General features: G+C 38.2%; 14 protein-coding genes. 4 read left to right on the forward strand and 10 right to left on the reverse strand.

Features of this window, described 5'->3' with window-relative positions; translation table 11 throughout:
* Window positions 1–2: 2 nt before the first annotated feature.
* The gene (locus C7Y70_RS05065) at window positions 3–1,688 is read left to right on the forward strand and encodes a hypothetical protein (protein ID WP_135473612.1); all 1,686 of its coding nucleotides are present in this window, start codon (window positions 3–5) and stop codon (window positions 1,686–1,688) included.
* A 172-nt stretch (window positions 1,689–1,860) separates the two neighbouring features.
* Window positions 1,861–2,868: an isocitrate dehydrogenase gene (locus C7Y70_RS05070; protein WP_135473613.1), complete on the forward strand. Its 1,008-nt coding sequence runs from the start codon at window positions 1,861–1,863 to the stop codon at window positions 2,866–2,868.
* Window positions 2,869–2,932: 64 nt separating this feature from the next.
* Here C7Y70_RS05070 and C7Y70_RS05075 read toward each other — a convergent pair whose 3' ends face one another.
* The gene (locus C7Y70_RS05075; RefSeq protein WP_135473614.1) at window positions 2,933–5,917 is read right to left on the reverse strand and encodes an immune inhibitor A domain-containing protein; all 2,985 of its coding nucleotides are present in this window, start codon (window positions 5,915–5,917) and stop codon (window positions 2,933–2,935) included.
* A gap of 534 nt (window positions 5,918–6,451) precedes the next feature.
* Between C7Y70_RS05075 and C7Y70_RS05080 the strand changes: the two genes are divergently transcribed.
* Both C7Y70_RS05080 and ilvN read left to right on the forward strand, forming a co-directional pair.
* On the forward strand, window positions 6,452–8,176 hold the full coding sequence (locus C7Y70_RS05080) for an acetolactate synthase 3 large subunit (RefSeq protein WP_135473615.1): 1,725 nt from the start codon (window positions 6,452–6,454) through the stop codon (window positions 8,174–8,176).
* Window positions 8,176–8,673 carry an acetolactate synthase small subunit gene (ilvN, locus tag C7Y70_RS05085; RefSeq protein WP_099293450.1) on the forward strand — a complete coding sequence of 166 codons (498 nt, stop codon included), beginning with the start codon at window positions 8,176–8,178 and terminating at the stop codon, window positions 8,671–8,673. Before C7Y70_RS05080 ends, ilvN begins: the two co-directional genes overlap by 1 nt.
* Window positions 8,674–8,726: 53 nt before the next feature.
* Here ilvN and C7Y70_RS05090 read toward each other — a convergent pair whose 3' ends face one another.
* The 9 genes from C7Y70_RS05090 to C7Y70_RS05130 form a co-directional block, all read right to left on the reverse strand.
* Window positions 8,727–9,002: an HU family DNA-binding protein gene (locus C7Y70_RS05090; protein WP_058559313.1), complete on the reverse strand. Its 276-nt coding sequence runs from the start codon at window positions 9,000–9,002 to the stop codon at window positions 8,727–8,729.
* 203 nt (window positions 9,003–9,205) lie between these two features.
* Window positions 9,206–9,739, reverse strand: a complete 534-nt coding sequence (locus tag C7Y70_RS05095; RefSeq protein ID WP_135473616.1) for a DUF3833 domain-containing protein — start codon at window positions 9,737–9,739, stop codon at window positions 9,206–9,208.
* A complete protein-coding gene (locus tag C7Y70_RS05100) occupies window positions 9,736–10,233 on the reverse strand; it encodes a chalcone isomerase family protein (RefSeq protein WP_135473617.1) in 498 nt (165 codons plus the stop codon). Before C7Y70_RS05100 ends, C7Y70_RS05095 begins: the two co-directional genes overlap by 4 nt.
* 33 nt (window positions 10,234–10,266) lie before the next feature.
* Entirely contained in the window at window positions 10,267–10,788 is a 522-nt protein-coding gene (locus C7Y70_RS05105; RefSeq protein WP_135473673.1) for a DUF2878 domain-containing protein, read from the reverse strand.
* On the reverse strand, window positions 10,766–12,031 hold the full coding sequence (locus C7Y70_RS05110; protein WP_135473618.1) for a cyclopropane-fatty-acyl-phospholipid synthase family protein: 1,266 nt from the start codon (window positions 12,029–12,031) through the stop codon (window positions 10,766–10,768). Before C7Y70_RS05110 ends, C7Y70_RS05105 begins: the two co-directional genes overlap by 23 nt.
* Window positions 12,032–12,059: 28 nt before the next feature.
* Window positions 12,060–12,800 (reverse strand): DUF1365 domain-containing protein, encoded by a 741-nt coding sequence (locus C7Y70_RS05115; protein ID WP_135473619.1) that lies wholly within the window; start codon window positions 12,798–12,800, stop codon window positions 12,060–12,062.
* Complete coding sequence (locus C7Y70_RS05120) at window positions 12,793–14,046, reverse strand: FAD-dependent oxidoreductase (RefSeq protein ID WP_135473620.1); 1,254 nt, start codon at window positions 14,044–14,046, stop codon at window positions 12,793–12,795. The genes C7Y70_RS05115 and C7Y70_RS05120 overlap by 8 nt, the downstream gene beginning before the upstream one ends.
* A complete protein-coding gene (locus C7Y70_RS05125) occupies window positions 14,043–14,753 on the reverse strand; it encodes an SDR family NAD(P)-dependent oxidoreductase (protein ID WP_135473621.1) in 711 nt (236 codons plus the stop codon). The genes C7Y70_RS05120 and C7Y70_RS05125 overlap by 4 nt, the downstream gene beginning before the upstream one ends.
* Window positions 14,750–15,181 carry a nuclear transport factor 2 family protein gene (locus C7Y70_RS05130; RefSeq protein WP_135473622.1) on the reverse strand — a complete coding sequence of 144 codons (432 nt, stop codon included), beginning with the start codon at window positions 15,179–15,181 and terminating at the stop codon, window positions 14,750–14,752. Before C7Y70_RS05130 ends, C7Y70_RS05125 begins: the two co-directional genes overlap by 4 nt.
* Window positions 15,182–15,184 lie beyond the last annotated feature (3 nt).

Below are 15,184 nucleotides of genomic sequence, written 5' to 3' on the forward strand. Positions count from 1 at the left end.
CTATGCAACCAACACCCCAGCATTTAGCCAACTTATTTAAACAAACCCATGAAATGTTACGTTTGTATTATAATAAAAGCCAATGGCCCTCAATATACCCACTTTTATCTAAGCAGGCTGAACAGTTTTATAATTTATATGAAACCCATCCAAATGCATTACAAGCTCAACTATGCCTCTATGTTTCTGATTTTGGCTACACTACAAACTTAGTTGTTAATCAGTGTGTTATTGTAGCGGCACTTTGCAAAAGCTTAAATTACAATTCACAAGTTAGCCAACAACTCATAGCCGTTTGCTTAACAAACTACCTATGCGTTCAAACTCAAACTAACAAACTTGCCGCTCAACAGCCTTTAAATAACGAAGAAAAAAAACAGTGGCAGGCACGTCATCAACTTGCTGTAAAATTATTGCAGTCAGCTAACCTGCCCTCTACCGATATAGCCCGAATTTTAGCTCCATTAAACAAATACAAACAAGCATTGCTGAGTGCGCCAAAAATAATGATTTACGATGGGGCTACTACTCTCGTAGCGTTGGCCAATATTATTGCTATGAATATTACTTACAGGGCGGCTAATGACCACGTTAATCTATATAAAGCGATTGCTGATATATATATTAGAACGCCAAATAGTTTCGCACAAAATGCACTTAAAAAGTTAGTAGAAAATATTGGCCCTTACCTACCTGGTAGTCATGTTAATATTGCAGAACAGTCACTCACGTATGTATGCAGCAAAACACATAATAAACATATTCTTATTGATTTAAACGATACTAAAAGAGCAAGATGGCATGGTGTTGCTGCAAAATTAGATTGCAATGCAAAACAACGTCCAACAAAAGATAAACGACTTTTATTTAGTATTTGGTTTAATGAACACATACCTGCAGTGGATAGTGATCCGATTAATGAGCAAGATAATATTCTTCAGCTGATTGGTAATCTGAAAATACAAAAAGAATACTCGTATCGTAATTTAGAAAAGTTATTAAACGGCCACACCAAGACAATTGATATTTTAAAAGAGGCTGTCAAACCCTATAATAAAGAACATTTGGCCGCAAAGGACTTACGCCATTGCTTAACCATGGTGGGAATTGATAACGCGCCTGCAATTATTCAACGAGTGCTTTTTGAGCAGCTCGTTGATATACAACGTCACCCATTAAAAGAACACATAAAAGTGCGCTTAACAGCCATAACGCGCTTATTGTCTTTATTATTAAGTAAACAAACAGAAATACAGTTTGAACAAGTATCACTCCCTTTATATGCGTATATAAATTATTTACTAACCCACTCTAGTAATAAATTGAGTCGCAAAACCTTGTGTGAAAAAGACCCAAAAACGACTATTAGCCTGCCAATTTCTTGGCTATTTGGCGTAAATAATCATAATGTAGAAGAGTTAAGCGTGTTTTTGTTACAACTACTGGATGATAACCCATGGACACAAGCGCTACTTGATGCCGAGCAACAGACCAAACAGCACCTTTCAGTAAAAGCAAAACTATGGGTCGCGCTTAAAGTTATTACATTAAACGTTTATCAGCCCCACATGACTAACAGCAGCTGGCAAAAACAAACGCTAGATAGTATTTTAAAAGATATTGGCTGGGAGAGCATTACGAATTTTTATGCACAATTGCCACCATTACATTTGTCATCTAGCGTATAATAGACGCACTTTATTAGACATATTGCCTAATTTAGCGGGTTTTAGTGGAAATCTCTTGAATAAATTGCTATAAAAGCCGCTTAAATTTTCAAACTCATTAACGTAAATATCTAACAAGCAGTCGCAAAAACACATGCGATGTATTTACGTCACCGCTTAATAGGAAAAATTCATGGCTAAACAAACCATCACAGTAATCAAAGGCGACGGCATTGGCCCAAGTATCATTGATTCAGCTCTTGAGATATTACAAGCCGCAGGATGCGATTTTGATTACGAATTCGTTGATGCAGGTCTAGCCGCGTTAGAAAAAACAGGTGAATTATTACCTCAGGACACTATCGATACCATTGCGCGTAATAAAATTACTCTCAAAGGGCCATTAACCACACCTGTGGGTGAAGGATTTACATCAATTAACGTGACTTTACGTAAGCAATTTGGTTTATACGCAAACGTTCGCCCAGTAAAATCATTTGTTGGTACAAAAGCACGCTACGAAGACATCGACATCATTACAGTTCGTGAAAACACTCAAGGGATGTACTCTGGCCTTGGTCAAGTCGTTTCTGAAGATGGTAATGAAGCACAAGCAATGTCAATGATCACACGCGAAGGCGCTGAAAAGATCTTAACCTTTGCTTATGATCTTGCTGTGCGTGAAGGCCGTAAAAAAGTAACGGCTGTACACAAAGCCAATATCTTAAAGTCTACGTCAGGTTTATTCTTAAAAGTAGCACGCGAAGTTGCTGAACGTTATCCTGAAATTGAATCAACAGAAATGATTGTTGATGCAACGTGTATGAAACTAGTAATGAGCCCTGAAGAATTTGATGTTATCGTTACAACTAATTTATTCGGTGACATTTTATCAGATTTATGTGCGGGCCTTGTTGGCGGGTTAGGTATGGCACCAGGTGCTAACATTGGTGAAGATACTGCAATCTTTGAAGCTGTTCACGGCAGCGCGCCTGACATTGCGGGTAAAAACCTTGCCAATCCAACGTCTGTGATATTAGCGTCAATTCAAATGTTAGAGCATTTAGAAATGGCTGATACAGCAGAGCGTATTCGTAGCGCTGTTGCTGAGGTAATTAAATCTGGGGATCGTACAACGCGTGACTTAGGTGGCAGCCACGGAACAACTGACTTTACACAATCAGTAATTGACCGTTTATAATTTAAACATAGATTTAAAATTTGAAAGGCCAGTTTAATAACTGGCCTTTTTCATGACTACAACTTTACCAAGTGCGTCTACTAACGAATACTAAAACAAATATTAAAGCCCAACCAAGCGAACCACCTCCTGAGCTGGCTTGCTTTTCTTTTACTGAAACAGTCACCGTTTTGTTTACTGATTGGTTGGTTTTAGAGTCTGTTACGGTGAGTATTACTTGATAACTTCCCGCACTGCCATAGGTATAACTTGGTGATTCACTCACGCTTGTTGAGCCGTCTCCAAATTCCCAGCTGTAGGTGTAGTCACCAAAACCACCTGTCGCTTGAGCACTAAACGCTGCAACTAAGTTAGTAGCCGTGAAATCGACTGAGACAGATAAAGGCACAACTGCCGACACATTCTTTGTAGAACTTGTCGTTTGATTTAAACTATCTGTAACCGTTACTGTAATCGCATAACTGCCGCTAAAACGATAGTTGTGTGTAACAGTATCAGATAATGCGGTGTTACCATCGCCAAAGTCCCATTGATAGGTATAAGGTGCTAAACCACCCGACGCAGTGACAAAACCAGTTAAATTACTTTCATTTACTGAAGCCTCGAAATCGTTGAAACCTAAAGGCTGTGTCAGCAGGATTTCTTGGCTCTCAACCGTTTTTTCACCTGATTCCGTGAGTCGGCTAAAAGTAACTAAATAACGTCCATATTCCGTGTAGATTGCGGTAGGGTTTAACTCCTCACTTTTAACGCCATTGCCAAATTGCCACTCAAAACTATCTGTTGGTGACAGCTGTAAGCCACTCACCTCGAATGTGACAGCCAAATCATTTGCCGTGTAGGTTATCCCCAGATTTTCTAAGTAGCTTAAGTCAACTTCAATCGTTGAATTATCTACAGCCTGATCAGCAATAGAGAAGCCAAAGCCAAATGGTGTCAATTTAACGCCAGACTGTGGTTGCACTGCAAAACTATAATCAGTAGCGTCATTAAATTCACTGATAGCGGCAAGATTGTTATCACCTAAGCCTTGGCGTTGCTGATATAGGCTAAACGCTGCATCCCTTAATTGAATTTCTGTATTAGCAGGACTTTGCGTTGCGCCTCTTGCGATCATATTTTGATCAGCATCTACCACTAAAATAAAGCCTTCACCTGGGTGTTCTGAAGTATTGTTGTTTTCATAATCGGTGCTAGATAACCACAGTAACAAACCCGGTGAGTATTGCTCTTTTTGCAAGCCGCTATCTATCCCTTCGTAGTTTCTTAACTGTAAATAATAATGTTTGGCTGTATCGTAAATATAAGCACCGACACGTGAGAAGCCAGCTAACTCAAAGTTAGTCTTTAGTTCAGCATTATCTTCCCAAACCACTTCCCCCTGCTGTATTAATTTTAAGTCATCAAACACAATACCAAAATAATTAACATAGCTATCAGTTACATATCGAAGCTCTAATGTAACTGTTTCGCCAGCGTAAGCAGACAAATCAAATTGATGTATTAAATAATTGTTAGGAAGCTTTGCATCGCTATTTGATAAAGAATCACCCGTTATGTAGGGCCCTAAATTAGAATAATATGGGTTATTAGTCTTTGTGTATTGTGATGAAATCGCTTCGCCATTTACAATTACCTGAGCATAGTCATAATCATCTTCAATACCATAAAAAGTGGTTAATTCAAGTAACGTTTGTTCACTCGTAGCAGGGATAGCAATTGACTTCCTCATTGTATTAATTAAGTTATTTCCATTGCCTGAGTAGTATTGAAACTTACCCTCAACAGCTGAAAAAAATGATTTTAATTTCGCAGGGAGTTTAACTTTAATTTGATTCAAGTCGTCTGTGGTCGCACTTGTGTGATGTAACACCTGATTTGTTTGTGCATTCACTTCGCTTAGATCAAACGTAAGTTGATTTAACCAATTACCACCGTAACGGTTTTGCAGATACTCCAATGCATAGGGACTAAACATTACGGGCTCAGACCCCCTAGGGTTTCCCGCCCAACTGCCCCCAGACATGACTGACCACGATGCAACCGGTTCTCCAATATCTGAATTATTTAAGTCATACTCATCTGGTAAACCTAAATCATGACCAAACTCATGCACAACAACACCAATACCAGCGTCGAGTGGATTAATTGTATACCCAAACAGATCGATAGGACTGTTTGGCAAGTTACTCGGCTGAAACTGTTCATTATAAACATAGAAACGATGTGACCATATCGCATCTGACCCTAACACTCCGCCTCCGGCTTCTTCACCTACGCTTGAATGAAAAATCATTACGTGGTCAATGATACCATTGGGTTCATTTGTAATGCCGTCACCATCTATATCATCTAAATCTGTTAAATCGTATTGCGATAAATCAATATTAAACTGATCAACTGCTTTTTCGACGGCTTCTTTAACTAAACTTGGTGCATCGATGTCTTTATCATCCCCGACCCTTTCGCCGTAAGCTTTGGCATTTTTGTCCGCACGTACCCAACCAAATACTTCACCAGTGAATGAAAGCGTATTACCTGAGGCTTGTTGATAATACTGATAAGCGCTATTGAGAGTTTGACCATCCGGTCCATCATAACCTTGCGTTGAAAATAACATGTGTTGGTAATGCTGTTTATCATACAAAGGGTAAAACATCGCTGTATCTGATTCCTCTAAGCCATTTTCGTCGTAGGGCAAATCAGGGAAATCGACCAAAATAACCAATACCTTTACAGTAGTTGAGATGTCATTTGGTGTTAGTGAAGAAGCAAATGATTTATTAAGATGCTGTGTTTTTTTTAGCGAGGGCGGAATGTTCTTTTGCAGCCTACTTGGATAATATTGCGTTGGGGTGCCTATAAAGCTTGCAATTGCAGCTTCCTTATTATGCAGCTCATTCAGCTCACCTCGCTTGTTTAACCAATAAAGAATTCGTTCTTTATTAACTACCCCTATATCGGTTGGGCTAGAATGTTGTGGTTTAGCACTTACATGCCCTACAAACAATGAGATAACAGCAATTACTATCACATATAAACGTTTCATAAAAATTCCTACTGCAGATTATGATGTAATAATAGCAAAGTAAAACCATGTTCACATTAATGAAACGTTGGCAAAGATATAGAAATGCATAAAGACTGCATATAAAAATACCATTCCTTACTTTTAATTTAAAAAACAACCATAAAAAGCTCAATAAAGAAATTTCAATGCAAATTAAACACGTTCTTAGGTTGACATTGAACTACAAAAGCCTTAAAAATAACCTATTAGAACAAAAAATCATATATACGTTATTCGTATTGGTTTATTACCCATTATTTTTATAAAAAGAAATTAAAATGAAATATCAAATTCGCTTTGTAAACGTACTCGTACTGGTCTTAGTCTTAAGTCCAGCGGGGATGTATTGAAAAGTGAAAACGCTTTTTAAAAACCCCCGCTAATAACGGGGGTTTTTTTATGCATTGAAATACGACTTGGTAAATAAAATACCAAAAAAATACTAGGGTCTGTTGACCTTTCAAGGTTAAATTTGCAAAGGTCAACAGACCCTAGGTACACAGAGGAATGAGGATGAGTACACAGCAATATAATGGTTCTGAGCTAGTTGTTCGGGCATTAAAAGAGTTAAAGGTTAAATATATTTTTGGCTACCCAGGCGGATCCGTTTTAGATTTATATGATGCGCTATTTCAACAAGATGATGTTGAACATATTTTAGTGCGTCATGAACAGGCAGCAACACACATGGCTGACGGATATGCCCGTGCAACAGGAGAAGTAGGTGTCGTACTGGCAACCTCCGGACCTGGCGCTACAAACTGTATTACAGGCATAGCAACAGCCTACATGGACTCAATCCCTATGGTGGTTTTGTCAGGTCAAGTACCTACCAGTTTAATCGGTGATGATGCATTCCAAGAAACCGATATTGTCGGTTGTTCACGCCCTATCGTAAAACACAGTTTTAACTGTCGAAGTGCAGAGGAAATCCCCGCTATATTGGCAAAAGCATTTTATATTGCCAGCACTGGACGACCAGGCCCCGTGGTTGTTGAACTGCCAAAAGATATGCTTAACCCTTCTATTAAATATGATTTTAAGTTCCCTGAATCAACAGAGTTACGCACATATAACCCGAACACAAAAGGTCACTCTAAACAAATACGCAAAGCCGTAAATGCGATTCTTGAGGCTAAGAAGTTAGTTATTTATTCAGGTGGCGGTATTGTTATTTCTAATACATCTGAGCAACTAACACACCTGGTAGAGTCACTAAATGCACCGATAACAAACACTTTAATGGGCTTAGGTGGTATATCAGGCGTTCACCCTAACTTTATTGGTATGCTAGGCATGCATGGCAGTTTGGAAGCAAATAAAGCGATGGCTAATGCTGATGTTATTTTGGCATTAGGCGCACGTTTTGATGACCGAGTAACAAATAATGTTAAGAAGTTTTGCCCCAATGCAACAATTGTCCATGTTGATGTTGATCCCACTTCTATCTCTAAAACAATAAAAGCACATATCCCTGTTGTAGGATGTTTAGCCACAGTCCTTGAACAACTGCAGACGGCAATTGATAAGAGCTCAATCAATATTGACCGTAGCGCGCAAGAAGATTGGTGGCGACAAATTATAAGTTGGCGCGAGCAAAAATGCTTAAGCTACAGTACTGAAGGTGAAAAAATAAAACCTCAAGCGGTAATTGAAGCAATATATAAAGCGACTAACGGCGATGCATATATCAGTTCAGATGTGGGTCAGCACCAAATGTTTGCTGCTCAATACTACCCTTTTAAAAACCCGCGCCAATGGATTAACTCTGGCGGCCTAGGCACCATGGGGTTTGGTCTTCCTGCTGCTATGGGGGTTAAGTTAGCATTCCCTGACAAAGAGTCTATTTGTGTCACCGGTGATGGCTCGATTCAGATGAATATTCAAGAGCTCTCAACCTGCTTACAATACAATCTTGCTGTTAAAGTTGTTTCATTAAATAACCGTTCTTTAGGCATGGTAAGACAATGGCAAGATATGATGTACAGCGGAAGACATTCATCATCATATATGGATTCACTCCCTGATTTTGTTAAATTAGCTGAAAGTTATGGCCATGTGGGTATTCGCGTAGACACTTTGGATCAATTACAGCCGGCTATTGAAAAAGCAATGTCTATTAATGACAGGCTAGTATTCCTTGATATCTGTGTTGATGAAAAAGAGCATGTATACCCAATGCAAATAAAGCTTGGTGCAGTAGATGAAATGTGGTTGCGTAAAGGAGTGAAAGCATAATGCGTCGTATCTTATCAATTTTATTAGAAAATGAGCCTGGGTCACTATCACGTATAGTAGGCTTATTCTCGCAACGTGCTTATAACATAGATAGTTTGACGGTAGGCACAACCGATGATCACTCACTGTCACGCATTACAATTACAACACTTGGTGATGACAGAATAGTCGAACAAATTACAAAACAAGTTAATAAACTAGTTGATGTTCTAAAAATTATTGATCTTACAGAAATGGCGCATATTGAGCGTGAATTGTTGTTAGTTAAAGTTTTTGCTCAAGATGAAACTAAACGTGCTGCTGTAACTCGTGTCGTGGATGTATTTCAAGGTGCTATTTTAGACATGGGTAGAAACAGCTATACTTTGCAACTGGTAAGTAGCACAGACAAAATAGAGTCTTTTCTAGATACATTACGACATGAAACTGATGTAATAGAAGTTGTTCGTTCTGGAGCCGTTGGTATTGGCAGGGGAGACAAAGCGCTTAAAGCTTAACAGACACTAAAAAAGGGCTTAACAGCCCTTTTTTATTTGTTCAGATAACTCTATTAAGGGTTAACTTGGTCTTTAAGACCTTTGCCTGCTTTGAAGCTTGGGATAGTGGCAGCTGAAATTTGAATCTCCGCACCTGTTTGTGGGTTACGACCTGTACGTGCAGCACGCTCTTTTACAGAGAAAGTACCAAAACCAACTAGTGCGACTGAATTACCTTCTTTTAATGAAGTTGTCACTGCACCAGTGAATGCATCAAGTGCACGTGTAGCTGCTGCTTTAGAGATTTCTGCATCAGTAGCGATTTTTTCAACTAATTGAGCTTTATTCATTTGTTAAATTCCTATTCGTTATTATTTTGCCTTCGCAAAACCTATCTTTATGCATTTTTAAACTGATGGCAACAGCAAATTGCCATTTTTGCGTAAATTATTAAAAAATGTGCAAAATTTATAACTATTGTCGTCAAAAAGCGACAATAAACAACAATTCAAAGCAAAATAATGCCTAAATATAACCATATTTAAATTTAAAATTATTCAACTTTTTCTATAACAAGGGTTACTTCACCAACCTCAATGCCAAACTTATCAATTGAAGTACGATTTATCAACCGAGAATCAGTTACCTGATACATCCAATCATCAAAATTAACCTCAATCTGGCTACCATCGACTAAAAGCTCTAACGAATAAGTCCAATGAAATACACTGCCACTACTCGCGCCTTTAGCAATACCCAATACATCACTGGCTGTTCCAGTTAAAGTATTGTCGTCATTTAGTGTAATAGTCCACACACGTCGCTGAGTTTCACCATCGTCGTAAATAAAGTCTTCCTCGATGACACCAACATTGCCCTCCCAGCTAGCCTCCATATCAACAACAAGTTTGCGGGTTAACTCTCCTTTGAAGTCTTGTACTACACCGTACGCTTTAAGTTTGCCATTAAAAAACTGTTTAAAATTAAACTCTGGCGAACTACCTTTGTAATGCTCAACATCAGGAGCGGCACAACTGGCTAAAAACAAAAACAAAATAAGTAAGATTGCAGTATTTAGTAGTTTCATTTGGACTTCCCTATTAATTGGTTTCGCATAGCAGGCTCTGATGTATTAGGTGATAACCAAATAGCCATAAAGTCATCTGCAAAAGTAGCATCTTCAATTCCACCTAGCTTCTTATCATTGTGATAAAACGTGCCATTTCCTGCATCATCTGTTCTAAAAGTAAGTGTTTCGCCCTCTTTAATATCAGGCCATAACTCTAATAAAGTATCATCGTATTTATTTATTAAACTTTTTTTGCCTAAGTGTTCCCATTGCTCATTGGTTGCTTTAACAATATCTTTCGCAGCAAAATCGCGTAAATAAGTCAAAGATAATTGTGAGGGGTGTTGCCCAAACTCATAACTCCCCGTGGGTGATAACAGTTTAGCGTCATAAACATCCCAAAAGTAATACTCAAAACGGCCTTCACCTACTAACTTAAAGTCAGTACTAGCAGCAGAGTTTGCAAATGCTCCAAGTGAGAATAAAGACAAAAAAATAAGTAAAACGCGCATAACAAATCCTTATTTGACAATGGATGAATATTTCTAAGCGTGAGGGGGAATAGCCGTGCTATTTATCTTTGATTTTATGAGCTTGTTTGTTACTAAAATACAATTGAACATTACACCCCATGACAGGCCATACGCCAACCAGAAAAACCAAATTGGCTGTGCAACTGTGATCACATCAAATCTAGCGCCTGCCCAATAACTTGCTGGTGCAAACAAGGCACATACAAAAAGACTTACATACCAAGGTAGCCGTGTTAGAAATTGCATCGATGTATTAATCGTTAAAATAAGAGCACTCCACAGCAACACAAACCAAAGCGGAAATGGATAGGTTTTAAAACCTAGCAACTCAAATTTAACCATTACAAACTCAAAAACCAAGGCAATACAAAGCCCGATAACCAGTAAAAACATATCCTGCTTCTTCTGTTGGGAAAGAAAAAGCATCAAAATAACTATGCCGCAAATTGGTAATAACGCTTTATTTTCGAGGAGTAAGGCCAGAAACCAGACCCCTTGAAATAAAACAAAATTAATAATCGAGCGCAATGCCATCACCTGAATGAGTAAAACGTGGCTTTCTAGCAACAAGATGCACTGTACTTGTTACGCGCGTTCTAAATGCCCCTTCACAATAAGCAAGATAAAATAACCACAACCTATAAAAGCGCTGATCGAACTTTGCTTTATCAATTTCAGGCCAACTTGCAATAAAACGCGTGCGCCAGTCAGCGAGAGTTCTAGCGTAATGCACACCAATGTCTTTGACACTGTGCACAACCATATCTGATTGATGCTTAATTTGTTTGTTCATTTCATCAATGCAAGGTAGGCAACCACCGGGAAAAATATACTGCTGAATAAAATCAGAATTTTTTAAATAGTGCTTGTAACGTTGATCTGCAATGGTGATTGCTTGAATCAACATAGCACCCGAATCTTTAAGCAAGTCATTACATTTTTTGAAAAAGCTGGGTAAGTATTCATGACCTACAGCTTCAATCATTTCAATCGAAACCAATTTATCAAATTTACCCTCTAGTAATCGGTAATCTTGCTTTAGTAGGGTTATTTTATCTTTTAATCCAAGCTCACTTATTTTCTGCGCCACGTAAGCGTGTTGCTCATCCGAAATAGTTGTCGTAGTAACATGACAACCATAATGAGAAGCCGCGTGTATTGCAAAAGCGCCCCACCCCGTGCCTATTTCAATTACCTTATCACCTTGCTGTAAATCCACTTGCTGGCAAATCAAATCAAGTTTGTGGCTTTGTGCTTGTTCGAGAGAAGCATTTTGTGAAGGGTAAACTGCACTTGAATAAAGCATTTCAGTGCTTAGAAAAGAAGAATACAGATCATTACCTAAATCGTAATGAGCAACAATGTTTTTCTTAGAACCATCTTCAGAATTTTTATTCCGAATGTGATTAAATCTAAAAAAGATGTTGCTAAAGAAAGCGAATTTTTTCTCGAAGGCATCTAATTGTGATTGATTTATAGCAAAAATCTCAATCAGCTTTGTTAGGTCATCACATTCCCAATGACCCAAAATATAAGACTCACCAGCACCAACACTGCCTGAAAGCGCAAATGACTTATACATTGCCTGATCATTAACAACCACTTTAACCGCTAGTTTTTTTTCATTATCATCACCAAAATGATTAACATCGTTGCCATCGATTAAAGATATACGACCAGTTTCGATGCTATTAAATGCACCAAACACCAGTTTTTTATAAATTTTTATAAGCCATCCACTGGGTTGACTGTTTGACAAACTGGATACTTTTTCCATTACATCACCTAACTAGTTTGAAGCAGACTTAACTGCCGCTTCCTGAATGACCGATAAATGGCACTCGTTTACAAAACAACTTAAATGCATGAACATAAATACCTCTAAAAATAGTCCAAGTCATTGCAGGGAACTGTTTAAAAATAGCAGATACGTTTTGTTTAGTTAACGATTGCCGTTTTAGCCTAAGTGTTGCATCAAACAACACATTATTGTCTTTTTTATTCTCAATGTGGATTAAAACACTGTCATCATTAATACGCGTTGCCCAGTGGTAATCCATATCTAAATTCATAAAAGGTGATACGGAAAAAACTTTCTTAAAGTTCACTTTCTTTTCAAGTTCTACTAAGTAGTAGTGCCGTTCGTTCCACGGCGTATTACTTACTTCAGCAACCATATAGCTTAACTGGCCATCCGATTTTTCATACAAAAAGAAATTAACCGGACTAAAATAAATACCTAAACAACGAAGCTGGCCAAGCATGTACACATTTGCAAACTCATCGTTTACACCTAATTCATTAATTTTATTTAGTGCACGTTTGACTATTTCTCCATTAAGCTCTTCTGTGCCATCTTTCAAATAGTCAGACTGCTTAAATTTTAATGCTTTAAATCCTGATGTGCCCAGTTGTGGGTGAATACCATTAAGCAATGATGGTTGTGATAAATCAACCCACATCATGTAGAGCGGGTACTTAAACTCATGAGATTTAACAGCAAACCTGCGGTGACGCACATCGCCTGTAAAAACAGCACTATTCAAATTCAACACCTAATTGGCGAGCTACATCGACTGCACTTCTAACCCCATCTTCATGGAAACCGTTATACCAATAAGCCCCACAAAAATAAGTGTTATTTTCACCATCTATACTGTGCTTTTGTTGTTGAGCATCAATTGAGGCTTCATTAAAGACTGGGTGGTGATAAGTAAATTCACGTAGTATTTTACTTTTATCAATACCTTGCTTGTGGTTCAAAGTTACACAAAATTGCGTATCGCTTTGAATACCCTGAAGAATGTTCATTTGGTAAGTGACTACAGCGGCTTTATCTGTGCTGTCGTTCAATAAATAATTCCAGCTCGCCCACGCTGCTTTTCGCTTGGGTAAGATTGATGTGTCAGTGTGTAAAATCACTGAATTTTCAGAATAAGGAATAGCGCCAAGCACCTTCTTCTCATCGATACTAGGGGATGATAATAACCCTAAAGCCTGATCAGAATGACATGCAAAGACGACCTTATCAAACTGCTGTTGCTCACCATTTTTTAAATGGATAATAATTTTATCATCAAGGCGCTCAACTTCAGCGATATCACTATTAAGTTTTATCTTCTGTTCAAAACCATTAATAAGAGGCGCAATATATTCTCTTGAACCGCCTGGGATTACATACCATTGGGGTCTGTTAGTGATATCTAATAAACCGTGGTTAAAGAAGAATTTGACAAAAAATTCAACCCCAACATTACTCATTTCTTTTATGCTGGTAGACCAAATGGCGGCGCCCATAGGGAGTATGTAGTGGTAGCGAAAGAAGTCATTAAAACTATGCTCATCTAAAAGCTGTCCCAGCGTTTTTTTCTCGTATACATTTTTACTGTGTAGTGATTTACATAATTTATTAAAACGGACAATATCAGCTAATAATTTGTAAAAGCGAGGACGAAAAATGTTTCGCTTTTGAGCAAATAAGCTTGTAAATGTATGTCCGTTATATTCAAAGCCTGTTTGTTCATTGTGAACACTGAAGCTCATTTGGGTAGGTTTGCGGCTGATGCCAATTCGACTGAGTAACTTTTCAAAATACGGGTAGGTTCTATCATTAAATACAATGAAGCCCGTATCGATAGCATAATTAGTCCCTTCAATATCAACATCAACAGTTGCAGTATGACCACCAATATAGTCGTTCTTTTCAAATACCGTAACATCGTATTGTTTGTGTAGTAGATGAGCACAGCTTAAGCCTGAAATACCAGAGCCAATAATTGCAATTTTTTTCAACGAGATAATCCTTTTGCTAATTTAAGCCATAATGGTAATGGCAAAATGCGCATGCATTTTAAAATAAGTGTAAATCGGTAGGGAAAGTGAACCTCTTTGCGACGCTTTTTAACACCAGATATAATGTAATCAGCTGCTTTTTCTGCAGAAACAGCCATCGGCATAGGGAAATCGTTTTTGTCTGTCAGTGGCGTTTTAACAAATCCAGGATGGACCAAAGTGACATCGACATCATTCAAATCGACAGCTAAACTTTTAGCTAAATAACTCACACCCGCTTTAGAAGCGCCATAGGCCTCTGAACGAGGCAAAGGTAAATAAGTCACACTTGAGCTGACAAGCACAAGTTGACCACCCAGTTTTACTTTTGGCAGTAACGCTTCTAAACAATACCCGACAGACAAAAGGTTTGTGTTTATGACACGAGTAAATAAACTGCTATCAAAATTACGCGCATCATTTATATACTCGCAATTACCCGCGTTTAAAATTACACGGTCAAATTGGGTATAAGCTATTGTCGCACTCTTAATGTCTTGTAAATCAGTCGCATCAAATTTGCATGGCTCGATATTTTGATGTGTCGCAAGCTCTGCCAGCTTATCGGTATTACGACCACACGCAATAACAGTATCGCCTTGCGCTGCATACTGCTTGGCTAACTCCTCACCAATCCCAGATGTGGCGCCTGTAATTAACGTTATCATGACTGCGTTGCCCTTTTGTCTATAAGTTTAATAACAGCACCAACCAAAGGAATGTTACGATACAAAAGTGCTCCTACGTCAAAGTAATCCTGATGCTTAACTATTTTATCGCCATCAAACACAAGGTGACTATGTCCATTGACGCTAATCTCTTTGCCATTTGCTAGCTTTGGATGTCTGTATTTCATTATCCAATAGACAAACGCATCATCCCCAGAGCAATGGTGACTCGTTATGTCAAAACCACACTCTAGAACATTACTATATAAATCTGAGAAGTAATTGTGTAAATCATCAAGACCAGTAACCTCATGAAGAGGATCTGAAAAGTGAATATTAGGCGCATATATATCACTTAAAAGGTGAAGATTATGCTTATTCAGCTGTTGATATATATTAACGAATGATTCAACTCTTTGCGTACTCATTTT

Source organism: Pseudoalteromonas sp. KS88 (genome assembly GCF_004766475.1).
Taxonomy (GTDB): domain Bacteria; phylum Pseudomonadota; class Gammaproteobacteria; order Enterobacterales; family Alteromonadaceae; genus Pseudoalteromonas.

Bases quoted from the DNA above. Each gene is read 5' to 3' on its own strand.
- C7Y70_RS05065 (WP_135473612.1), top strand. From the start codon at position 3: ATGCAACCAACACCCCAGCATTTAGCCAACTTATTTAAACAAACCCAT.
- C7Y70_RS05070 (WP_135473613.1), top strand. From the start codon at position 1,861: ATGGCTAAACAAACCATCACAGTAATCAAAGGCGACGGCATTGGCCCA.
- C7Y70_RS05075 (WP_135473614.1), bottom strand. From the start codon at position 5,917: ATGAAACGTTTATATGTGATAGTAATTGCTGTTATCTCATTGTTTGTA.
- C7Y70_RS05080 (WP_135473615.1), top strand. From the start codon at position 6,452: ATGAGTACACAGCAATATAATGGTTCTGAGCTAGTTGTTCGGGCATTA.
- ilvN (WP_099293450.1), top strand. From the start codon at position 8,176: ATGCGTCGTATCTTATCAATTTTATTAGAAAATGAGCCTGGGTCACTA.
- C7Y70_RS05090 (WP_058559313.1), bottom strand. From the start codon at position 9,002: ATGAATAAAGCTCAATTAGTTGAAAAAATCGCTACTGATGCAGAAATC.
- C7Y70_RS05095 (WP_135473616.1), bottom strand. From the start codon at position 9,739: ATGAAACTACTAAATACTGCAATCTTACTTATTTTGTTTTTGTTTTTA.
- C7Y70_RS05100 (WP_135473617.1), bottom strand. From the start codon at position 10,233: ATGCGCGTTTTACTTATTTTTTTGTCTTTATTCTCACTTGGAGCATTT.
- C7Y70_RS05105 (WP_135473673.1), bottom strand. From the start codon at position 10,788: ATGGCATTGCGCTCGATTATTAATTTTGTTTTATTTCAAGGGGTCTGG.
- C7Y70_RS05110 (WP_135473618.1), bottom strand. From the start codon at position 12,031: ATGGAAAAAGTATCCAGTTTGTCAAACAGTCAACCCAGTGGATGGCTT.
- C7Y70_RS05125 (WP_135473621.1), bottom strand. From the start codon at position 14,753: ATGATAACGTTAATTACAGGCGCCACATCTGGGATTGGTGAGGAGTTA.
- C7Y70_RS05130 (WP_135473622.1), bottom strand. From the start codon at position 15,181: ATGAGTACGCAAAGAGTTGAATCATTCGTTAATATATATCAACAGCTG.